Below are 19,225 nucleotides of genomic sequence, written 5' to 3'. Positions count from 1 at the left end.
ATGTTGAAGAAGCTCGCCATTCTCGCCGCCGCCCTCATGTTCCTCGGGCCCGCCCTCGGACTCGTCGGCGTCGCCCTGGTCATGAACCCGGCCGCCAACGCCGCCTGCACCACCACCGGCAGCCCGGGCGTCAGTGTCGGGAACGTCCCGGAATCGCTGGAGGTGACGACCGCGGCCGGGGAGACGTTCACGCTCAACCACCAGCAGCTCACCCACGCCGCGATCATCATCACTGAAGGCTCCGCAATCGACGGCGTCACGCGGGATGGGCTCACGATCGCGCTCATGGCCGCGCTCACCGAGTCCACGCTGCGGATGCTCGCCAACACCGGAACCTACCCCGATTCCGGGGACTACCCGAACGATGGGAACGGCTCCGACCACGACAGTCTCGGCCTGTTCCAGATGCGTCCCCAATCCGGCTGGGGCACCGTCAAGCAGCTCATGGACCCCACCTACCAGGTCAAGGCGTTCTTCGGCGGACCCACAGGCCCCAACTACCCCTCACCCCGCGGCCTGCTCGACATCCCCGGCTGGGAGCAGATGGGCACAGGCGAGGCCGCCCAGGCCGTGGAAGTCTCCGCCTACCCCGACCGGTACGACAACTACGCGCCCGTCGCCGAGAAGATCCTCACCACCCTCACCGCCAGCGGCACCGGCAGCGGACCTGGCGCGAAACCGGTGGTCACGGCTGAGGCTTCGCGGGTCGTCTTTCCACTTCCGGAGGGCACCTGGGTGCAGACCTCGCAGTTCGGCCCGCGGGTCGACCCGATCAACGGGGAATCCCGCATTCACTCCGGCATCGACCTCGCCGCACCGCAGGGCACGCCCATCATGGCCGCGGCCGACGGGACCGTCACCGTCGCCCGCTACACCGAGGCGGGCGGAGGGATCATCGTCATCGAACACCGCATCGACGGCGCCACCCTCGCCACCGCCTACATCCACATGTGGCAGACCGGCATCCACGTCACCCCGGGGCAGAAGGTGACCGCGGGCCAGCACATCGGCGACGTCGGATCGTCCGGGCACTCCACCGGGCCGCACCTGCATTTCGAGGTGCGCCCCGGCGGCTCCGATAGTGAGGCCATCGACCCCGCGCCCTGGCTGAACCAGCACCACACTGCGGACCTGCCCGAAGCCACCGGCGGCACCGACAGCCGCGGCTGCTCGACCTCCACCACGGCGGGCGACCCCGCCGCCTTCCCTGGAGGCAACCCCGACACACTCGTGGACGATCCGACCATCGGAGGGCAGATCACCGCGCGCATGGCCTACGTCATGGCCCAGACGAAGCAGGCCTTCCCCGACACCTCGTGGTCCTGCTACTCACCGCGCACCGGCACCAAGTCCGAGCACCCCCTCGGTCGGGCCTGCGACATCACCTTCGGCAACCCCATCGGGAAGCGCCCCACCCCGGCGCAGCTCGCGGCTGGGTGGGAGGTCACCAACTGGGTCAAAGACCATGCCAAGACGCTCGGCGTCCAATACCTCATCTGGCAGGGAACCATCTGGAACATCGACCGCGACGCCGAGGGCTGGCGCCCCTACAACGGCGGCGGCATGCACGACCCCACCGACATCACCGGCGGCCACTACGACCACCTCCACATCACCGTCAAAGAAGGAGCCCTGCCATGAACGTGTTCCCCAACTTCGACGGCCTGAGCGGCATCGGCGACCTCAAAACCGTCATCGGCGCCGCCCTCACCATCGTCCTGGTCATCGCAGTCCTCATGATCATCATCTCCGCCATCATCTGGGCCATCGCGACAGGAACCGGCAACACCAGCGTCGCCGCCAAAGCCCGCGCAGGAGTCCTCGTCGCCCTGGGCGCAGCAGTCCTCGCCGGGGCCGCAGTCGCCTGGATCAACTGGCTCATCCACCTCGGCCAGCAACTCTGACCGCCACGCCACCGCCCGCCCCAGACCACGTCCGGGGCGGGCCTTCTGCTGCCGGGGGCGGTGGCGCACCTGCTGGTCGACCGCATTTCATCTGCCGCCCCGCGTGGGTGGCCGACCATCCGGGAGTTCCTCATGATCGACCTCGCAACTGTCTTCGCTGCACTGCCCGCATTGGTGCCGCTGGACATCAACATCAGCCCGAACGATTCCGGCCTGCCCGGCATCTCCCAGCTGCGCACCATCGTCGGCGCCGTCATGACCATCGGGCTCATCCTGTCGGTCCTCGCGCTCATCATCTCGGCGATCGTGTGGGGCTTCGGCGCCAACTCCTCCAACCCGCACCTGGCCGGGCGCGGCAAGATCGGCGTCCTCGTCTCCTGCGGTGCGGCGGTGATCTGCGGCGCTGCCGTCACGCTCATCAACTTCTTCTGGAACGTCGGCCAACAGGTCTAGCCCCATCCACCTACTCCTGGGAGGTTTGTGATGGGTGTCTGCGATGTTCCCGTCATCTCATCGGTGTGCGACGCCGCCGGAGAAGCCGCCGCCACCCTCGTCTCAGCACCCTTCGACTGGCTGGCCTCCACCATGGGGCAAGCCGCCGGGTGGCTCATCGAGGCCATGTGGAAAGTCTTCGACTCCACCACCCTCGTCGACGTCACCGCCAAGGGCTACCTGGACGTGTACAACCTGCTCTTCGGCATCGGCGTACTCATCGTCCTGCTGTTCTTCTGCTTCCAACTCATCCTCGGCCTCATCCGCCGAGAACCCTCCGCCCTCGCCCGGGCAGCCCTCGGCGCGGGCAAAGCCATCCTCGGCTCCTTCCTCGTCATCACGCTGACCGCAACCGCCCTGGAGATCGTCGACCAACTGTGCATCGGCATCGTCCAAGCCGGCGGAGAGACCACCGGGACCATGGGGGACAAGATCGCCCTGCTCACCGCGGGCCTCACCGGGATCAACATTGCCGCCCCCGGGGTGGGCGCGATCGTGACGATCTTCCTCGCCGGGCTCATGATCTGCGCCGTCGCCATCGTCTGGTTCAGCCTCCTGATCCGCAAGGCCCTCCTGCTGGTGGCGATCGTCCTGGCACCCGTCGCGTTCGCCGGAGCCGCCTGGGATGTCACCCGCTCCTGGATCGGCAAATGGGCGGCGTTCGTGGTGGCGTTGATCGTCTCCAAGCTCGTCCTCGTCGTCGTGTTCCTCATCGCCATCACCCAGGTCGCCACTCCGATCGAGGCGGACCTGTCGGCGGTGACCGAACCGATCTCGGGGATCGTGCTGCTGTTCATCGCCGCGTTCGCCCCCTACATGGTCTACCGGTTCATCTCCTTCCTCGGCTTCGACCTCTACCACGCGATGGGCACCGAGCAGGAAGCCAAGAACGCCCTCAACCAGCCCATCCCCGTCCCCTCCAAACCGCAATCTGACGGAGTGAAGAAGATCCTCGACGGCGGCGACGGCGACGGCGAAGGCTCGGGTGGCAGTGGTTCTCCGTCGCACACCGGTGGTCCCCCGCCCACGACCTCGGCGCCCGCAACAGGGTCGACCGCGGCCACCACCGAGACCGCCGGGGCCGGAGGTGGCGCCGCGGCCGCGGCAGGACCCGCCGCCGCAGTTATTGTCGCCGCCGAGGTCGTCAAAGACGCAGCCGAAGCCGGGCCCAAACTCGGTCACGAGGTCGCAGGTCAGGCCGAGTCCGCCGCTGACGCCGCCGACCAAACGGGCAGCCCCACGCCACCCGAACATGGCAACCCAGGCGCGCCGCCGCCGTCGGCGCCGCAGCCGAACCCGCCGTCCAGCGATCCCGCACCGCCACCAAGTCCGCCACCAGCTGAGCCGAAGCCGCCCTCCGATCCGCCAGCACCCCAGCCACCCAAGGAGTGACCCGTCATGACGTCAAGTAATGCTCCCGGCACGGAGCTGGTGCCGGTGAAGTTCTCCCGGCTGGCCCGCCGCGGCATCCTCCTTGGCCTGTCCGCCTCACAGCTCGTGACGCTGGGTGTCGGGGTGGTCTCCTTGGTGTGGGCGTTCTACGCAGGCGGCGGCATCCTCATCGCGCTGACCGCACCCATCTGGCTCCTGTCCGCAGCCTTCACCTGGATACCCCTCGCAGGACGGCCCATCGTCGAATGGGTCCCCGTCGGCTTCTGGTGGACGTGGAAAACCACCGGCGGCCAGCTGCTCTACCGCCGCCGCATCGTCACACCGCGCCCCGCGGGCACCCTCGCCCTACCTGGGGACACCGCGCGGCTGCGCGAATACCGCGACCCCATCACCGGGGCCGGTATGATCCACGACCCGACAGCTGCCACACTCACCGCCGTCATCTCCGTCACCCACCCGGCATTCGTCCTCCTGGACCCCGGCGAACAAGAACGACGCGTCACCTCCTGGAGCCGGGTCCTGGCCACCGTATGCCGCTCCGGGCGAGTAGCCATGCTCCAAGTCCTCGAACGCACCCTGCCCGATTCAGGCACGGGCCTCGCCGAATGGTGGTCCACCCACGGCACCCACGACTCATCGTGGGCCTCCACCACCTACAGTGAGCTGATCGACAGGGCCGGGCCCGCAGGCGAACGCCACGCGACCACCTTGTCCCTGTCCCTGGATATGAAGGCTGCCGCCCGGCAGATCCGCACCGCAGGCGGCGGCATCCGCGGCGGTGCCGCCGTCCTCCGCCAAGAAATGAACATCCTCACAGCGGCGCTGCGCTCCGCCGACCTGGCGCCGTCGACGTGGCTGACCTGCGGGCAGATCGCCGTCATCCTGCGCTCCGCCTACGACCCCGCCGTTGCAGCCACCCTGGAACGCCACGGGGAACTCGGCCAGAACCTCGCCACCGCAGGACCCGTCGCAGTCAACGAATCCTGGAACCGGCTCCGCACCGACTCCGCCCACCACGCCGTCCTCTGGATCAGTGAGTGGCCCCGCTCCATGGTCTACCCAGGATTCCTCGCACCCATCCTGCTGTCCACCGGCATCCAACGATCCTTCTCATTGCTGTGCACCCCGATGCGATCGGACCAGGCCGCCCGCGACATTCGCAAGAAGAAGACCGAATACATCTCCGACGCCGCGCAACGCCAGAGGATCGGGCAGATCGAAGACGCGAGCCAGACCGCCGAATACCACGACGTCCTCAAACAAGAAGCCGACCTCACCGCAGGCCACGGCGTCCTGCGCTACACCGGCCTCATCAGCGTCTCAGCCACCACCAGCGACGACCTCGACGCCGCCGTCGCCGCCATCGAACAAGCCGCCATCCAAGCCTCCTGCGAAACCCGGCTCCTCGTCGGCCAGCAAGCCCAGGCTTTCACTGCGGCGGCATTGCCGTTGTGTCGGCTCGTGTAGGGCCAGGCCTAGCTCTACATCCGCAACGTTGTTGGAGTACTGATTGATTTCCCACTGCCGAGCGCTGCCGACATGTAGACACCGCGGATCTGCTCGTGAAGCGCAGCCCTCGACGCGGCAACAAGCCGGTAGCCGAAGTCGGCCTCCATGTACCAGCTCTCGTTGGTGCCAGCCTCAAGTCGATGGGGAAGCGCAGGACCCAGCAGTTCGTTCTGCGGAACGACACTCATGTTCCCACCTCTCGTGCAGAGCGCAATCCGATCCACCGTGACTGGTGCGCGACCATGGTTGGTGACTTGTACTCCGATGATCTCAGGGCCATTGAATCCCTGTTCCCGGAGGCTCTCAAAATTGCGAGGTTCTCCGGATTTCTCAACGGGACCGGTAGCGAGGCCACCACGCCCTTGTACTCCGTGAAGCAGTTTTGCTTTCGGCCGTCCAGCGGATAGGAGCCACTGCGCAATCTGCCAACCAAGCGAGAGCCCTGCGACGAGAAGCGAGATGCTCGCAATGACGAGCGCAATGAAGTCCGAGTCCATGCCTCAAGCGTACGGACGGGCACCGACATTCCGCCGGAACGTCCGGCGCACCTGTCTCCCACACGACCATGAGGGAGGCTGTCATGCCCACGTTCTACGATCCCGGCGCGGACGCCGGGGAAGCATCCGAGGCGCTACGGGGACTGGCGCACGCCACCCGCACCATCGACCACCAGCAGGACATGTACTCGGTGCTCGGTGACCTGCTGTCGGGAGTGAGGTCGCTGCGGCAGGTCCTCGACCAACTCGCATCGGCTCACGCCAGCAGCCGCGAGCTGGCGTTCGACGACTACGGCGACCACGCATCCGGCTCTGCCGACGCTCTGGCCGCCGCGGACGAACTCCACCAGACCGCGACTTTGATCGACCAAGCAGAGGATCGGCTCAACGTCGCGATGTCGGCAGCCGGGCGGATCGCCTGGCACAGCGAACCCGCTACCAAACAAGTGCCGGTGCGTCGCTGGATCTCCGTGGTGTTCCTCCAAGGGCCGGAGGCCGATGAGGTGCTCAACATGATCGACCGCGACGGCCCCGACACCGCCATGGAGCACTTGAAGAACTGGGACTACGGGGACGAGACGACCGACGCGGCAATGGAGAACGGCCATGTCTACGACCTCCCACCCGCAGACATGCTGGATCGGGAAGTCCGAGACGGGGACTACCAGATGACCTACAACCACTCCTTCGGCCACGTCGGCCTCTACCGCCTCCACACCATCGAACCGGGCGACGTTCTCGACGACGAACCCACCCGTCCGGCCATGGCTCATGCTGAAGCGATGAGGGCGGTGCACGACGAGTCGTGGTTCGAGCACCCGGGCGTCACCGCGGTCAAGCAGTCGCGGGGGCTGGGACTGTGACCGCCCGGGAACCTGAGACCCTGCACACCGCCGTCCTCGTCGCACCCGCGAAGGAACGACGGCATCTGCGCAAGCAGCGCCGCAAGGCCGCAGCCCGGCTCCAGGCCGAACAGCGAGCCACCGAACGCGAAGCGGCACGCACGAAAGCCGACGCAGAGCGCGCCGAGCGGAAAGCGACCACGTACCTGCCCGCCGCCGGAGGACCCGGGCCTGCTCAGCTTCGTTCACCCGGACGGTTTCGGCTCCAGCGCCATCAGGACACCTCCGCCACCCTGGCCGGGGCCTACCCCTTCCTCGCAGAGGGCGGACTCGGTTCTGATGGGGTCTTCGTCGGGCAGGACCTCTACTCGGGCGGCAGCTTCGTCTACGACCCGTGGGTGCTCTACGCCCGCGGCGTCATCACCGCACCCAACCTCGTCCTCGCAGGCATCGTCGGCTCCGGGAAATCCTCACTGGCCAAGAGCCTCTACACCCGCTCACTCCCGTTCGGACGGCGAGTGTATGTGCCCGGAGACCCGAAAGGTGAACATACCGCCGTCGCCGAAGCAGTTGGCGGCCGGTCGATCGTCCTCGGCCACGGCCTGTCGACTCGGCTCAACCCGCTGGATGAGGGATACCGGCCCTCCGGGATGGACGATGCCGAGTGGGCGTCCACCATCGCCTCCCGCCGCCGCGACCTCATCGGGGCCCTCGCGGAAACCGTGCTCACCAGGCCCCTGTCGCCGTTGGAGCACACCGCCATCGACACCGCCCTGACCCAGACGGTGCGCGGCAATGATGTGCCGATCCTGCCCATGGTCGTCGACCACATCCTCAAACCCAGCACGTCAGCAGACCCGGACGGGCGACTTGCCGAGGACGGGCGCCTGGTGGGCCATGCCCTGCGCCGCCTGGTCGCAGGCGACCTGGCCGGGCTCTTCGACGGCCCCTCAACCGTCACCTTCGACCCCACGCTACCGATGATCTCCCTCGACCTGTCCCGGGTCGCCGAGAACTCCACGTTGATCTCAGTGCTGATGACCTGTTCCAGCGCATGGATGGAGTCCGCCCTCCTGGACCCGGCCGGTGGGCAACGGTGGTGCATCTACGACGAGGCATGGCGCCTCATGTCCCACCCCGCCCTCTTGAAACGGATGGATGCCCACTGGCGGCTCGCCCGCCACTACGGCATCGCCAACATGCTGATCTTCCACAAACTCACCGACCTGGAAAACGTCGGCGACCAAGGCTCCGCCATGCGATCCCTCGCCAACAGCCTCCTGGCCAATGCGGAGACCCGGATCATCTACCGGCAAGAATCCGACCAGCTCGGCACCACCGCCCGCACCCTCGGCCTGACCGGCACGGAGCAGAAGCTCCTGCCAGGGCTGGGCGTCGGGCAAGGCCTCTGGCGCATCAAAGACCGCTCCTTCGTCTGCCAGCACCAACTCCACCCCCACGAACTCGCGCTCTTCGACACCACGACCCGCATGACCAGCTGACCTCAGGGACGCCCGGTGCACCTGATCGGCATGAGTATTCATCACAGCCACTCCGCCTACCCCGACGAGACGCCGGTCAGCCTGCCGCTGGCCATCATCACGGTCGACACCTACGGGGTCCTTACCGTCAGTTTGGATGGCGCCGAGTATCCGCCGCTCTCGCCGGCCGAGCCGTGGACGAAAGGCCGGTTCGGGGAGCTTCTCGACGTCCTCACCGCGGACCGCACGCGAACCATCCGAGTCGAGATCCAAGAGTCCGACGGCAGCACCTTCACCGACATCATCCGTTCCGCCCGCACCCCACGCTCTGAGCCGACCGATGAGTCGCCCACGCCGCGTCGGGCCCGGCGCCGCCACGCACCAGAAACCATCGAGGTGACCGGGGCCGGGTTCCAGCCAGGCGAAGACGTCGCCGTGGCCCTCGTTCGGAGCACCGCAGAAGCGACCGCGGCCGGGACCGTCCGCGTGACCCTGAATCTTGGAGAACTGCCCACGGGAGGCGCCGACATTGTGCTGGTTGGCACCACCTCGGCACGGGTCGTGACCCGGCGGGTGCCATGAGCACGCAGCGTCAGTCCGGCTCGATGGGTGACGAGCTGACGAACATCCTCATGGTCGGGCTCGCCGCCCTCTTCGGCCTCATCCTCGCCATCCGCGGCGCAGGGTCCGTCGCTGCGTTCGTGACCGGCGCCGAGCAGCCACAGACGGGAATCGCCGGTGGCCTGGCTGTCCTGTTCAATCCCGGCGATCCCGCGGGCGCGCTCCACGCCGACGGACTCAACCCCATCGCCTACTGGATTACCCTGACGCTCATACTCGGCCTCCTCGGAGCCGCAGGAGCCTGGGTGTGGATCAGGTGGCGACGTCACTCCCGCGCGGTCGATGTGGACCCACACCGGTTGGCGGGGACTGCCACCGGCCACGAAGTCACCACAGCTGCCTCCGCGAAGGCACTGGTCCACCGAGCCGGGACACTCCGCCCGTCCCTCAACAGTCCCGAGCCTCATGATGTGGGGTTCCTGCTTGGTCAGTCGAAGGGCAAACAGGTGTGGGCCAGCGTTGAGGACTCCATCCTCCTCATCGGCCCGCCCCGCTCCGGCAAGGGACTGCACATCGTCATCCCCGCGATCCTCGACGCACCCGGTGCCGTGGTCACCACCAGTACCCGGCCCGACAACCTCACCGCCACGCTCCGCGCCCGGCAGAGGATCGGGCCCGTCGCCGTCTTCGACCCCCAGCACTTGGCCGAGGGTGTTCCCGCAGGTCTTCGCTGGTCACCCATCCGCGGCTGCGACGACCCGCTCACCGCCATGATCCGCGCCACCGGGCTCGCCGCCGCCACAGGCCTCGCCGACGGCGGGGTCGACGGAGGCGGATTCTGGGAAGGCAAGACCCGAGTCGCCCTCCAAGCCCTCCTGCATGCGGCCGCATTGGATCACCGCACACCCGCCGAACTGTTCCGCTGGACCCTCGATCCCTCCGCCGCAGCCGATGCCGTCGCCATCCTCACCGGTTCGCCCCATGCTGCGACAGGCTGGGCCGAATCCCTGGAAGCCATGATTGACGCCGACCCGCGCACCCGCGATTCCATCTGGCAAGGCGTCTCCCTGGCGCTGGCCGCCCTGGCCGACCCACGTGTCCTGGACGCCGTCAGTCCCGGGTCTGGTGAGCAGTTCGATCCCGAAGCCTTCATCCGCGACAAAGGCACCCTCTACCTGCTCGCCACCGGGGCCGGGGCAGGCAACAGTGCCGCGCTCGTCGCCGCGTTCGTTGAAGACCTCGTCGAAACCGCCCGGCGTATGGCCGCCCGCAGCCCGGGCGCACGGCTCGACCCGCCACTCCTGCTCGCCCTGGACGAGATCGGCAACTTGGCGCCGCTCCCATCGCTGCCGACTCTGATGGCTGAAGGTGGAGGCACCGGGATCACGACCATGCCCGTTCTCCAATCCCTGGCCCAGGCCAGGGACAAGTGGAGCGAGAACCAGGCCGGGGCCATCTGGGACGCCAGCATCGTCAAGATCATCCTCGGCGGCGCCTCCAACAGTCGCGACCTTCAAGACCTCGCCACCCTCATCGGCGAGCGCGACGAGTACACCGATTCCATCACTCTCGGTGATCACGGCACCCGCTCCAACCAGCGCTCCGTGCGCCGGGTGCCGATCCTGCCACCCGACCGCATCCGCACCCTCCCATTCGGCACCGGCGTCATCCTCCTGCGCTCCACTCCGCCGATCATCACCGACCTGCATCCCTGGCCGAAGCGTAGCGACGCCACCGGGCTCACGCGTGACCGCGCGAGCATCGAAGCCCTCCTGCAACGGCCGCCCAGCGCCGAGTAGCCGAGCCTCCGAGTAGCCGAACGCTGGGAAGCCTCGTGCACCTGCCTGGCACAGCGGTCACCACCGGGTGACCGCACGACTCCAGGAGGTGGCCGTCATGGCTATCCGCACCCATCAGTCCGTGTCCGGCTTTGTTGCGTCCGACCCGCAGCTCACTCACACCGAGCGGGGCGATGCTCGCCTGTACCTCAAGCTCGGCATCGAGCACTACCGCAGGGAGGACGACAACAGCTACACCCAGCTGGAGACCACCTTCCACGACCTCATCGCCTTCCGCGGAGCTGCCGAGCAGGGAGCTGAGCGCCTGGAGAAGGGCGACAACATCATCGCTGACGGCCGTGTGCGCGAATACTCCTACGAACGAAACGGTCAGGTGCGTGAGGGCGAGGAGTTCATCGCCACCCGGATCGGCCATGACCTGGCGCGCACTCGCTATGAGGTGGACCGTAGCCAGCGGTCCCGTCCTTCGCGCGACGCCACTGCCTTTGAGCCGCAGCAGCGGACCGTGTCCTCGGCCGCCCCAGCAATGGGAATGTGAGGCAGCGAGCGATGAATGACGATCTGCGCCACCCAGTACCCGACGACGGACCACTCGATGACGGCGCCATCCCGAACGTCGACATCCCTGAACCTCCGCATCCGATCAACTGGAATCTGTTGACCGCCAACGATCTGGAGCAGGAACTGCTGGAACTCAACCGGTGGGTCGACTGGCTACGCCGCACCTATGGTCTCCCGGCCTCCGTCGTCCCGCCCTACTGGCACCGCCACCCCGAACTGCTCTGGGAACTTTCCGCCCTCCACCTGCACTGGCTGTGCGCCTACGACCCTGACCAGAACGGCTCCGCGCCGCTCGGCTGGCATCGCGACTTTGCCGACGCCCGCCAGAGGCTGCGTGACTGGGTGACCGCGTCCGGCACCCGCCTCGACCGCGACCGACCGACTCGGCAAACGACCTGGCCCGGCGAAGCGTCTGCCGCACACGCCGAGGAGACCGTGATTACTGATCGAGATGCGGACTTCGTTCAGTACGTTCTCGACCAGGTTGAGGCACGACAGAATGCTGAAGACGCGTTCTACGCCTCACTCGATACCGACGCCAGCGAGGCGTGAGCGTCATGGGACGCCGGTACGCGAGGAAGACGGGGCAGCGACCCCAGGAAGAGCGTGACCTCAGCATCCGTGCGGAGTTCAACGATCCGCCCGATCTGGACAAGCTCTGCGAGTTGCTGATCCGAATGTCCCTCCGGCAGCCCGCCCCAAGCTCGCCGAGCCACACGGTACTTCGCACCGAACTGGCCAGTGCGCAGACCCGGCCAACGCCGTAGAATAGGGGCATCCGCCGCGGTGGCGGGTGTTGTGGTCCTAGCGCTCGTGCAAGCGAGGCAACGCAAACATGGCCAACTTGGCCTAGTCCTACAGCCTTCGGGCTCTTCTCACGATCAACACCCACCGCGAAACAGGCCGCGTCGGATCACGGGACCAGTAGTAGCGGAGAAGAGCCATGACATCCGAGCACGCTGACGAAGCAGCCATCGACAGTCTTGTCGCCCCGACCCCATTCGCGGGCGCCATCGCCGTGTCCTACCTGCGTGTCTCCACCAAGGAGCAGGCAGAGAAGGGCGGCAACGCGGAGGGATTCTCGATCCCCGCCCAGCGTGAGGCCAATCAGCGCAAGGCCGATCAGCTGGGCGCCACCATCGTGGAGGAGTTCGTCGACGCGGGCGAGTCCGCTCGCAAGGCCCACCGGCCCGAACTCATGCGGATGATCAAGTACGTCGCCACCCACAAGACGAACTACTGCATCGTCCACAAGGTCGACCGCCTGGCCCGCAACAGGGCTGACGACGTCACCATCCACCTGGCCTTGAAGGACGCAGGCGTCACTCTGGTCTCCGCCACGGAGAACATTGATGAGACCCCTTCGGGCATGCTTCTGCACGGCATCATGTCCTCGATCGCCGAGTTCTACTCCCGCAACCTCGCTACCGAAGTTGTCAAGGGCCTGTCCCAGAAGGCCGCCCAGGGTGGCACGGTCACGAAGGCGCCGATCGGGTACCGCAACGTCGGCATCCGTGACGACATGGGCCGCGAGATCCGCACCGTCGAGGTCGATGAGGAGCGCGCGGGGCTGGTGCGTTGGGCCTTCCAGGTCTTCGCCTCGGGGGACTGGACCACCAGCCAGCTCCACCAGGAATTGGTCGCCCGCGGGCTGACGACGTCGCCGACGCCGCGGCGTCCGTCGAAGCCGATCGCGAAGTCCACAGTGCATCGGATGCTCACGAATCCGTACTATAAGGGAGCCATCGTGTACCAGGGCGTCACCTACCGCGGAGCCCACGATCCGATCGTTCCAGTCGAGGTCTGGGAGCAGGTCCAGATCGTGCTGGGTACCCACAAGTCCGCGGCCGATGCGACCCAGATTCACGACCACTACCTCAAGGGCAGTGTCTTCTGCGGGCAATGCGGCTCCAGGCTCATCGTCTGCAATGCGAAGTCCAGTCAGGGCACCATCTACCCCTACTTCGTGTGCTCCTCCCGCCACGCCGGACGCAACAACTGCACCCGCCAGGCCATGCTCATCGAAGACGTCGAGCAACTCATCGAACGCTTCTACACCCACGTGCAGATCCCGTCCGAAACCCGGCAGGCGCTCTCAGAGATGATCCACGCCAAGTTCGACCAGATGATGAGCGAAGGTGCCGCCGAGCTGGCCGAACTCGCCACCCGCCGCACCGAACTGGAAGGCGAGCAGACCAAGCTCCTCCAAGCCCACTACGCGGGCGCCATCCCCCTGGACCTGCTCAAACGGGAACAGGACCGCATCAACGCCTCTCTGGAAACCATCGAGTTCCGCATCCAGGCCCACAACGGGGAGTACGCCGAAGCTCGGGCGAACCTCGACGACTCGCTCGTGTTGATGTCCAACATGGCTGATATCTACGCCAACGCCGACGACGCGAATCGGCGCCTGTGCAACCAAGCCCTGTTCACAGCCATCTACATCGACGAGGATAACGACATCCGTGTCGGCTACCGCACCCCATTCGACGGACTGTCCAGCACCGACCTCCAGGCCGACGCCCTGACCTGGGCCGAGCAGGCCCGCACCCAAGTGGAAGCCCACGCTGAAGCTGTCGGGACACACAAAAAGGGCCAGGTTTCAACCCCGACCAAGGGTGGTCCCTTGGTCGAAAGTTCAAACCTGACCCATCTGGGGTGGCTGACGGGGTTTGAACCCGCGACCCCCGCGACCACAACGCGGTGCTCTACCAACTGAGCTACAGCCACCATCGTGCCCTTGCGGGCAACAAGAGATATCTTAGGGGCACAGATCGGAGATTTGCAAACCGGGCTGCTACCACTGGCAGGAATGAGCGGCAGATCACACCTGAGGTAACGATTTCTGTCACGACATCCTTGTCAAAGCTTGAGAACCGCAACGATTGTGTTGCAGGTACCCGGGAACCACCACTTCAGGATGACAGCCGCGGGCTCACGTATGATCATGGATACTGTTGCCCTGGGCCGGCCCCCGTGCCCGCCCGCCTTTCCCAGCCGAACGAGGTCCCACCAGATGCTGAGCGCGAATGTGCACGTTGCTGCCGATAAGTCGGCGCAACTGACCATCGCCGGCACGACGACACAGCATCCCGACCTCGCCTCCGCCCTCAATGCGGCGCGTGGTTTCGGGCGGACCAACGCAGTCTGCATCAGACTCGATATCGTCGAGCCCTCTGGCGCCCAGCACAGTCTGGACATCGACCAGACCGGCGGCCTGACACCATCCGCTCAAGCAGACGCCCCGGCCGCCGCTGCACCGCAGCCGCCGGCCGCACCGGCGGAACCCACTGCAGCCCAGGCTTCAAGCAGGCCCGCCACCCCACCGACTCCCCTGACGGAAACAGACCGGAAGCCGATCGCCCCGGACCCGGCACACGGGGCCCCTGCCCCCACCGCCGGTCCCGCTCCGGCCCCGAGCCCTCCGACCCAGACAAGCGCTGATGCCATAACGGCGGATGGCCAGACAGCCGACCGGGCCCAGCCCTCGGCGAGTACGGAGAAACCCGGCACCCCCGCAGCCCTTGCGGGCACACAGTTCTCCGGCCCGGCCGATCCCCTGCGCCCGCGCGGCAGCCGCCCCAAGTTCGAACGGACCCGGAGTCGGCGCAAGCGCGCCCAGCGAATCGGCGGCCACGCCCTGACCATCCCCGGCATCGTCCTGCTGGTCCTGCTCATCGTCATCGCGATCGCCTATCTGTTCCCGCAGGTGGTGGGCAGCCCCGGCTCGGATGCCGCCGGCACCGAGGGCGTCAGCGCCGGCCAGGGGCAGTATTCCTCTTTGAACGTGGAAACCACCGAGGAGCCCGTGCCCGGCTTCTCGAAGACGTCCAAGTGGTCGGCGGGAACCCAGCGCAAGGCCTCGGCGACCGCCAGTTCGCGCGGCGTACTGATCGTCGAGGGCAAGTCGCTGCGAGTCCTCAACCCCGCCACTGGCAAACAACGCTATTCGACCAGCGTGAAGGACCCGGTCACCTTCGCCGTCGATACCCGCATCGGCAAGCAGAGCGCGCTGGTCTGGCGCACCGGTGACACCGCCTTCGCCCTGTTCGACGGCTCGAATCAACCGGTGAAGTACTCTCTGCCGAAGAAGGCCCGGATCAGCTCCGCGGGCTCCTCGATCATCATCAAGAGCGGAGACGCGCTCTACACCTTCGGCGAGCACACGCTCGACAAGCTGCCCCGACCGGCCATCGGATCCACACCCATGGCCCTGGACGAGAGCTCGCTGATCAGCGCGAAGTTCGCCGGTCCCCTCCAACTGACCGATATCCAGACCGGTCAGAAGACGGATGTGAAACTGGAGCAACCGGCCAAGGACCTACACATCATCCGGTGGATCTCCGCCGGCTACGGCAATGTCGTGACCCTGTGGGGCGATTCCGGCAGCCGCACGAATTCGGGGCACGCGGTCCAGTTGGTCGTCCACAACGCCAAGACCGGCGCCATCAAGTCCACCGTGTCGACCAGCACCGATTCGATCGGCCAGGATGCCAAGTGGATCCGCGGACAGGGACACCAGCTGGCCGTCATCGGCCCCTACCTGTTCGATATGCGTACCGGCCTGCTGGTGCGCGACGGGACCGGCCAGCATGTGGACCTGTCCGACCCCAGGGGTGCACTGACACCTGGCATACTCGGAGGCGAGGCCGTGTTGGTATCCGGCGACACCGCCTGGCGGACCACGACCAACCTGCTGGCCGTGACCGATGACGGGCAGTTGGCAATCGTGCGCCAGGGCAACGGCTCGGTCGTCGCCTACCCCAAGGAATAGAAAATTGCCCGCCGGGTGCTTTGAGGTGAGGGGCACGGCCGGGTACCATGGGCGCAGCTGCCCTTGTCCCCACGCAGATCGGATCGACCTTTGACGGTACGGAACGCGATGCGCCGGCTGGCCTTCGGCACAGTCGCGCTCCTCGTAGGATCCGCGCTGTACGCCACCGTGCCCGCTTCGGCCGATTCGCCGACCGCGAATTCAGCCCCGGAATCGACTGTAACCGCAACTGCGCCCGGCAGCCCGACGGACCCTGCGGAATCGCCGTCCACGGCATCTTCCGCACCCACGACCCCCAGCGCGGAGCCCACCGCGTCCCCGGACCCCTCGGCCTCCGCGACCCCGACCGAGGCCCCACTGCCACAGGAGTGCCAGGGCTCCGGCGATCTGCCCCGGGCCTGCCTGTCCCTGCTCGATCTGATGACCGGCGACTCCGCCTATTCCTTCGAGTTCGCATCCGGATCCACAGGCCAGGTTCCCTCCCCCGCCCAGGCGGCCAAGGCCCTCGACGGCCGAACCATTCCCACGGCCGGCAAGGACGCGAAGGGTAATGCGACCAGCGCCGTGATCGGCATCGAAGACCGTTCGGGCGAGGCCGTGGCCACCTGGAAGGCGCTCCCCCAGCCCGCTGATTCCGTGCGTCCGACTCCCTCGACCGGCCCCACCACGGCACCGTCTCAGCTGCCGGGGATCGTCCCCTACGCCGCCCGGCCATCCACCGGACCGGCGACTCAGAGCCCTTCCGTGGGCGAGGCGATCAATCCGCACACGTTCAAGTTGAGCCTCAGTGGCGGCGTCCTGTCCTATGCCGCCAGGCCCTCCGACTCCGGTGGCTCGGATAGCGATTCGAATGCCGGTGGGGATGCCTCCGGCGGCGATGACGCCGACTCGGACGGTTCCTCCAACGCGGGTTCGGACGGCTCCTCCGACACCGGGGCCGACGGAAGCGCCGACGCTGGGAGTGGCTCCGACGGCGGCGACGCGGATGCCGGTGCAGACGAAGGCTCCGACGGCTCTGCCGAGGACGGCGGCAACGCCGATTCAGGCGGTGCGGCGGACGCGAGTGGTTCCGATCAGGCCGGCGCCGACGACAACGGTGCGGCCAACGGGTCCGGCGAGCCCTCCGAGCATCCGACAGACCCGTCCACCGAGCCGGGTACGGAACCGGGTACCGACCCCGGTGAGAGCAGCACCCCCGAGGACCCCGCCAGCAATCCCGGCGAGGATCCGGCGCCGGCGAATCCGGACGACCCCGCACAGACGGGTGGGGTGCCCGACCCGAACGAGGGAAACGGCAATTCGCATAAGTCGCCCGAGGCATCCAGTGCCCTGCCCGGCGAGGCCGGAGACGAACAGGGAGCTGACCCGGCCAGGGACTATTCCGACCCCGTTCCCCACACAGACGACGAGGGTCCCGATGCCATTCCGGACCCCAACGCTTCGACGGCTCAGCCCGATTCCACCGCGCAGTCCACGCCGGCGCCGAACGCCGGCTCGGCGGCCTCGGCCCCGCGCCTGGTGCTGCCGGTCATCGGTCTACTGGCGTTGGGCGCGCTGGCCCTGCTGCTGGTACTGGTGGTCCTGCGCAAGCAGCGCAACCGGTAGATCCCGCCCTGCACACAAAAATGGCCTGGCATGTGCCAGGCCATTTCGCTGTGTACGCGAGAGGGGACTTGAACCCCTACGTCCGCAGACACTGGAACCTAAATCCAGCGCGTCTACCAATTCCGCCACTCGCGCGAACCATCCCAGATTAGTCCATGAGGACCGAAGGCGTTAAATCGGTGGACCGAGCACGGCAGCGCGAAGCCACACCGGCCCGAGCCACACCGGCTCAGGCCGCGTCGATCCCCAGCTGCTTGCGCACCCGGGCGACGTGACCGGTGGCCTTGACGTTGTACAGGGCGATCTCGACCTTGCCGTCGGCACCCACCACCACGGTGGACCGGATGACGCCCTGAACCACCTTGCCGTAGTTCTTCTTCTCCCCGAACGCGCCCCAGGCGGTCATCATCGACTTGTCCGGATCGGACAGCAGGGGGAAGTTCAGCCCCTCCTTATCGATGAACTTCTGCAGCTTCTCCGGCTTGTCCGGCGAGATCCCCAGCACTTGCACGCCCGCGGCCTGCAGAGCAGAAAGCGAATCGCGGAAATCGCAGGCCTCGGTGGTGCAGCCCGGCGTCATCGCGGCCGGATAGAAATAGACCACCACGCGCTGTCCCGCGTAGTCGTGCAGGCTCACGGACTCGCCCGTGGCATCGGTCAGGGTGAAATCGGGGGCCTCCTGGCCCACTTCCAGACGTGGCATCGGCATCCCTTTCTATGGATTCTCCTGCCTTCACCCTACCCGGCCACCTGTCCCACGACTGCGGCCACGGGATAAGCTTGGGGCAGAAATCCGACATATCCGACTCAACCCCTAAGGACAACCGTGAGCTCGAACGTCTACACCTCCGATGTGACCGTCGATACCGCTTCCAAGGCCCAGCTGGCCGAATCAATCCGCCTGCGCTCGGCACGCCTGTCGGGCAATGTCGACGAGCTGGTCGGCCGGCTGCACCCGAAGACCCTGGCCGCGCAGGCCAAGGCGACCGCCAAGGGCCTCGTCATCAACCCCGACGGCTCACTCAAGACCGAGGTCGCGGCCCTGGGCGGCGGACTGACCTTGGCAGCGGTGGCCGTGACCAGCCTCGTCCTGCTGCGCAAGCGCCGTGGCTGAGGACCCCACGAACCCGGCGGGCGACCCGCAGGCCCCGGCGAACCTGCCCATCCGGATGCTCCACGACCGCGTGCTCGTGGCCCCCGATGCCGAACTCGGCGAGCGCAAGTCCTCCGCCGGCATCGTCATCCCCGCCACCGCGGCCGTGGGCAAGCGCCTGGCCTGGGGCGTGGTGGCGGCGGTCGGACCGCATGTGCACCAGGTGAAGCTGGGCGACAAGATCCTGTTCGACCCCGAGGACCGGTCCGAGGTGGAGCTCGAGGCCACCGCCTACACCCTGCTGCGCGAACGCGATGTGCACGCGGTGTCGGAACCGGAGACGGAAACGATCACGGGGATGTACCTGTAGGACGCCCGTAGGACGCCCGCCCGGACTCGGAAGCGGCAGATAAAGCCCCGGCGTGTGTATTACACCACAAACGGCAGGATTTGCCGCTTTTGATTTTGCACCAGACCTCCGGGTGTGTATATTTATATCCGTTGCGCCTCTAGCTCAATTGGCAGAGCAACTGACTCTTAATCAGTGGGTTCCGGGTTCAAGTCCCGGGGGGCGCACCAGGCAGGTCTTCGGACCCGCCACGCACCTCTAGCTCAATTGGCAGAGCAACTGACTCTTAATCAGTGGGTTCCGGGTTCAAGTCCCGGGGGGTGCACAGGATGTTCCGAACCCGATCGCCGTCGCGATCGGGTTCTT

Annotated in this window: 18 protein-coding genes, 4 tRNA genes and 1 pseudogene; 18 read left to right on the top strand and 5 right to left on the bottom strand. The window is 66.9% G+C overall.

All coding sequences use genetic code 11. The features are described from left to right. From NQ038_RS10195 to NQ038_RS10175, 5 genes are all read left to right on the top strand, one after another. Entirely contained in the window at positions 1 to 1,641 is a 1,641-nt protein-coding gene (locus NQ038_RS10195) for a M23 family metallopeptidase (RefSeq protein WP_257057493.1), read from the top strand. Next, a complete protein-coding gene (locus NQ038_RS10190) occupies positions 1,638 to 1,904 on the top strand; it encodes a DUF6112 family protein (RefSeq protein ID WP_257057496.1) in 267 nt (88 codons plus the stop codon). The genes NQ038_RS10195 and NQ038_RS10190 overlap by 4 nt, the downstream gene beginning before the upstream one ends. Before the next feature lie 132 nt (positions 1,905 to 2,036). After that, positions 2,037 to 2,357, top strand: a complete 321-nt coding sequence (locus NQ038_RS10185) for a DUF6112 family protein (protein ID WP_257057499.1) — start codon at positions 2,037 to 2,039, stop codon at positions 2,355 to 2,357. A gap of 30 nt (positions 2,358 to 2,387) precedes the next feature. Next, positions 2,388 to 3,788 carry a conjugal transfer protein TrbL gene (locus NQ038_RS10180; RefSeq protein WP_257057501.1) on the top strand — a complete coding sequence of 467 codons (1,401 nt, stop codon included), beginning with the start codon at positions 2,388 to 2,390 and terminating at the stop codon, positions 3,786 to 3,788. Between the two features lie 6 nt (positions 3,789 to 3,794). After that, a complete protein-coding gene (locus tag NQ038_RS10175; RefSeq protein WP_257057503.1) occupies positions 3,795 to 5,255 on the top strand; it encodes an SCO6880 family protein in 1,461 nt (486 codons plus the stop codon). A gap of 14 nt (positions 5,256 to 5,269) precedes the next feature. On the opposite strand, the gene NQ038_RS10170 is transcribed toward NQ038_RS10175, so the two are convergent. After that, complete coding sequence (locus tag NQ038_RS10170) at positions 5,270 to 5,794, bottom strand: phosphoribosylamine--glycine ligase (protein WP_119664842.1); 525 nt, start codon at positions 5,792 to 5,794, stop codon at positions 5,270 to 5,272. Positions 5,795 to 5,877: 83 nt separating this feature from the next. Here NQ038_RS10170 and NQ038_RS10165 point away from each other — a divergent pair, with 83 nt between their 5' ends. The 7 genes and pseudogenes from NQ038_RS10165 to NQ038_RS10135 all read left to right on the top strand — a co-directional run. Then, positions 5,878 to 6,657 carry a hypothetical protein gene (locus NQ038_RS10165; protein ID WP_257057531.1) on the top strand — a complete coding sequence of 260 codons (780 nt, stop codon included), beginning with the start codon at positions 5,878 to 5,880 and terminating at the stop codon, positions 6,655 to 6,657. Next, complete coding sequence (locus NQ038_RS10160; protein WP_257057532.1) at positions 6,654 to 8,138, top strand: ATP-binding protein; 1,485 nt, start codon at positions 6,654 to 6,656, stop codon at positions 8,136 to 8,138. Before NQ038_RS10165 ends, NQ038_RS10160 begins: the two co-directional genes overlap by 4 nt. 15 nt (positions 8,139 to 8,153) lie before the next feature. Further along, positions 8,154 to 8,699 carry a hypothetical protein gene (locus NQ038_RS10155; RefSeq protein ID WP_257057533.1) on the top strand — a complete coding sequence of 182 codons (546 nt, stop codon included), beginning with the start codon at positions 8,154 to 8,156 and terminating at the stop codon, positions 8,697 to 8,699. Continuing rightward, on the top strand, positions 8,696 to 10,477 hold the full coding sequence (locus NQ038_RS10150; protein WP_257057534.1) for a type IV secretory system conjugative DNA transfer family protein: 1,782 nt from the start codon (positions 8,696 to 8,698) through the stop codon (positions 10,475 to 10,477). Before NQ038_RS10155 ends, NQ038_RS10150 begins: the two co-directional genes overlap by 4 nt. 97 nt (positions 10,478 to 10,574) lie before the next feature. After that, positions 10,575 to 11,015, top strand: coding sequence for a single-stranded DNA-binding protein (locus tag NQ038_RS10145; protein ID WP_119664847.1), 441 nt, complete (start codon positions 10,575 to 10,577; stop codon positions 11,013 to 11,015). 11 nt (positions 11,016 to 11,026) lie between these two features. Then, positions 11,027 to 11,590, top strand: a complete 564-nt coding sequence (locus NQ038_RS10140; protein WP_257057535.1) for a DUF4913 domain-containing protein — start codon at positions 11,027 to 11,029, stop codon at positions 11,588 to 11,590. Between the two features lie 391 nt (positions 11,591 to 11,981). Beyond that, positions 11,982 to 13,076: pseudogene (locus NQ038_RS10135) on the top strand (recombinase family protein); the annotation flags it as partial. 57 nt (positions 13,077 to 13,133) lie between these two features. On the opposite strand, the gene NQ038_RS10130 reads toward NQ038_RS10135, so the two are convergent. Both NQ038_RS10130 and NQ038_RS10125 read right to left on the bottom strand, forming a co-directional pair. Continuing rightward, on the bottom strand, positions 13,134 to 13,604 hold the full coding sequence (locus NQ038_RS10130; protein ID WP_232004492.1) for a hypothetical protein: 471 nt from the start codon (positions 13,602 to 13,604) through the stop codon (positions 13,134 to 13,136). Positions 13,605 to 13,692: 88 nt separating this feature from the next. Further along, positions 13,693 to 13,768: transfer RNA gene (locus tag NQ038_RS10125), tRNA-His, on the bottom strand. Between the two features lie 286 nt (positions 13,769 to 14,054). On the opposite strand from NQ038_RS10125, the gene NQ038_RS10120 reads away from it, so the two are divergent. After that, positions 14,055 to 15,812 (top strand): hypothetical protein, encoded by a 1,758-nt coding sequence (locus NQ038_RS10120; protein ID WP_257057536.1) that lies wholly within the window; start codon positions 14,055 to 14,057, stop codon positions 15,810 to 15,812. A 90-nt stretch (positions 15,813 to 15,902) separates the two neighbouring features. Continuing rightward, positions 15,903 to 17,417, top strand: a complete 1,515-nt coding sequence (locus tag NQ038_RS10115; RefSeq protein WP_257057539.1) for a hypothetical protein — start codon at positions 15,903 to 15,905, stop codon at positions 17,415 to 17,417. Between the two features lie 53 nt (positions 17,418 to 17,470). Here the strand turns inward: NQ038_RS10115 and NQ038_RS10110 are convergent. Beyond that, positions 17,471 to 17,552 (bottom strand) — tRNA-Leu (locus NQ038_RS10110). Between the two features lie 94 nt (positions 17,553 to 17,646). Beyond that, the gene (gene bcp / locus NQ038_RS10105) at positions 17,647 to 18,120 is read right to left on the bottom strand and encodes a thioredoxin-dependent thiol peroxidase (protein ID WP_257049120.1); all 474 of its coding nucleotides are present in this window, start codon (positions 18,118 to 18,120) and stop codon (positions 17,647 to 17,649) included. A 123-nt stretch (positions 18,121 to 18,243) separates the two neighbouring features. Between bcp and NQ038_RS10100 the strand changes: the two genes are divergently transcribed. The 4 genes from NQ038_RS10100 (at position 18,244) to NQ038_RS10085 (ending at position 19,184) form a co-directional block, all read left to right on the top strand. Then, positions 18,244 to 18,531, top strand: coding sequence for a DUF3618 domain-containing protein (locus tag NQ038_RS10100; protein WP_257049119.1), 288 nt, complete (start codon positions 18,244 to 18,246; stop codon positions 18,529 to 18,531). 55 nt (positions 18,532 to 18,586) lie between these two features. Further along, a complete protein-coding gene (locus NQ038_RS10095; RefSeq protein ID WP_257057596.1) occupies positions 18,587 to 18,880 on the top strand; it encodes a co-chaperone GroES in 294 nt (97 codons plus the stop codon). 133 nt (positions 18,881 to 19,013) lie between these two features. Continuing rightward, positions 19,014 to 19,089, top strand: a tRNA-Lys gene (locus NQ038_RS10090). Positions 19,090 to 19,111: 22 nt separating this feature from the next. Beyond that, positions 19,112 to 19,184: transfer RNA gene (locus NQ038_RS10085), tRNA-Lys, on the top strand. Positions 19,185 to 19,225: the final 41 nt, after the last annotated feature.

The sequence above is a fragment of the Brevibacterium sp. 50QC2O2 genome (genome assembly GCF_024580675.1).
GTDB lineage: Bacteria > Actinomycetota > Actinomycetes > Actinomycetales > Brevibacteriaceae > Brevibacterium > Brevibacterium moorei.
This window is presented reverse-complemented; position numbering and strand designations above follow the sequence as displayed.

Bases quoted from the DNA above. Each gene is read 5' to 3' on its own strand.
- NQ038_RS10150 (WP_257057534.1), top strand. From the start codon at position 8,696: ATGAGCACGCAGCGTCAGTCCGGCTCGATGGGTGACGAGCTGACGAAC.
- NQ038_RS10195 (WP_257057493.1), top strand. From the start codon at position 1: ATGTTGAAGAAGCTCGCCATTCTCGCCGCCGCCCTCATGTTCCTCGGG.
- NQ038_RS10175 (WP_257057503.1), top strand. From the start codon at position 3,795: ATGACGTCAAGTAATGCTCCCGGCACGGAGCTGGTGCCGGTGAAGTTC.
- NQ038_RS10185 (WP_257057499.1), top strand. From the start codon at position 2,037: ATGATCGACCTCGCAACTGTCTTCGCTGCACTGCCCGCATTGGTGCCG.
- NQ038_RS10190 (WP_257057496.1), top strand. From the start codon at position 1,638: ATGAACGTGTTCCCCAACTTCGACGGCCTGAGCGGCATCGGCGACCTC.
- NQ038_RS10170 (WP_119664842.1), bottom strand. From the start codon at position 5,794: ATGGACTCGGACTTCATTGCGCTCGTCATTGCGAGCATCTCGCTTCTC.
- NQ038_RS10180 (WP_257057501.1), top strand. From the start codon at position 2,388: ATGGGTGTCTGCGATGTTCCCGTCATCTCATCGGTGTGCGACGCCGCC.
- bcp (WP_257049120.1), bottom strand. From the start codon at position 18,120: ATGCCACGTCTGGAAGTGGGCCAGGAGGCCCCCGATTTCACCCTGACC.
- NQ038_RS10165 (WP_257057531.1), top strand. From the start codon at position 5,878: ATGCCCACGTTCTACGATCCCGGCGCGGACGCCGGGGAAGCATCCGAG.
- NQ038_RS10145 (WP_119664847.1), top strand. From the start codon at position 10,575: ATGGCTATCCGCACCCATCAGTCCGTGTCCGGCTTTGTTGCGTCCGAC.
- NQ038_RS10095 (WP_257057596.1), top strand. From the start codon at position 18,587: ATGCTCCACGACCGCGTGCTCGTGGCCCCCGATGCCGAACTCGGCGAG.
- NQ038_RS10120 (WP_257057536.1), top strand. From the start codon at position 14,055: ATGCTGAGCGCGAATGTGCACGTTGCTGCCGATAAGTCGGCGCAACTG.
- NQ038_RS10140 (WP_257057535.1), top strand. From the start codon at position 11,027: ATGAATGACGATCTGCGCCACCCAGTACCCGACGACGGACCACTCGAT.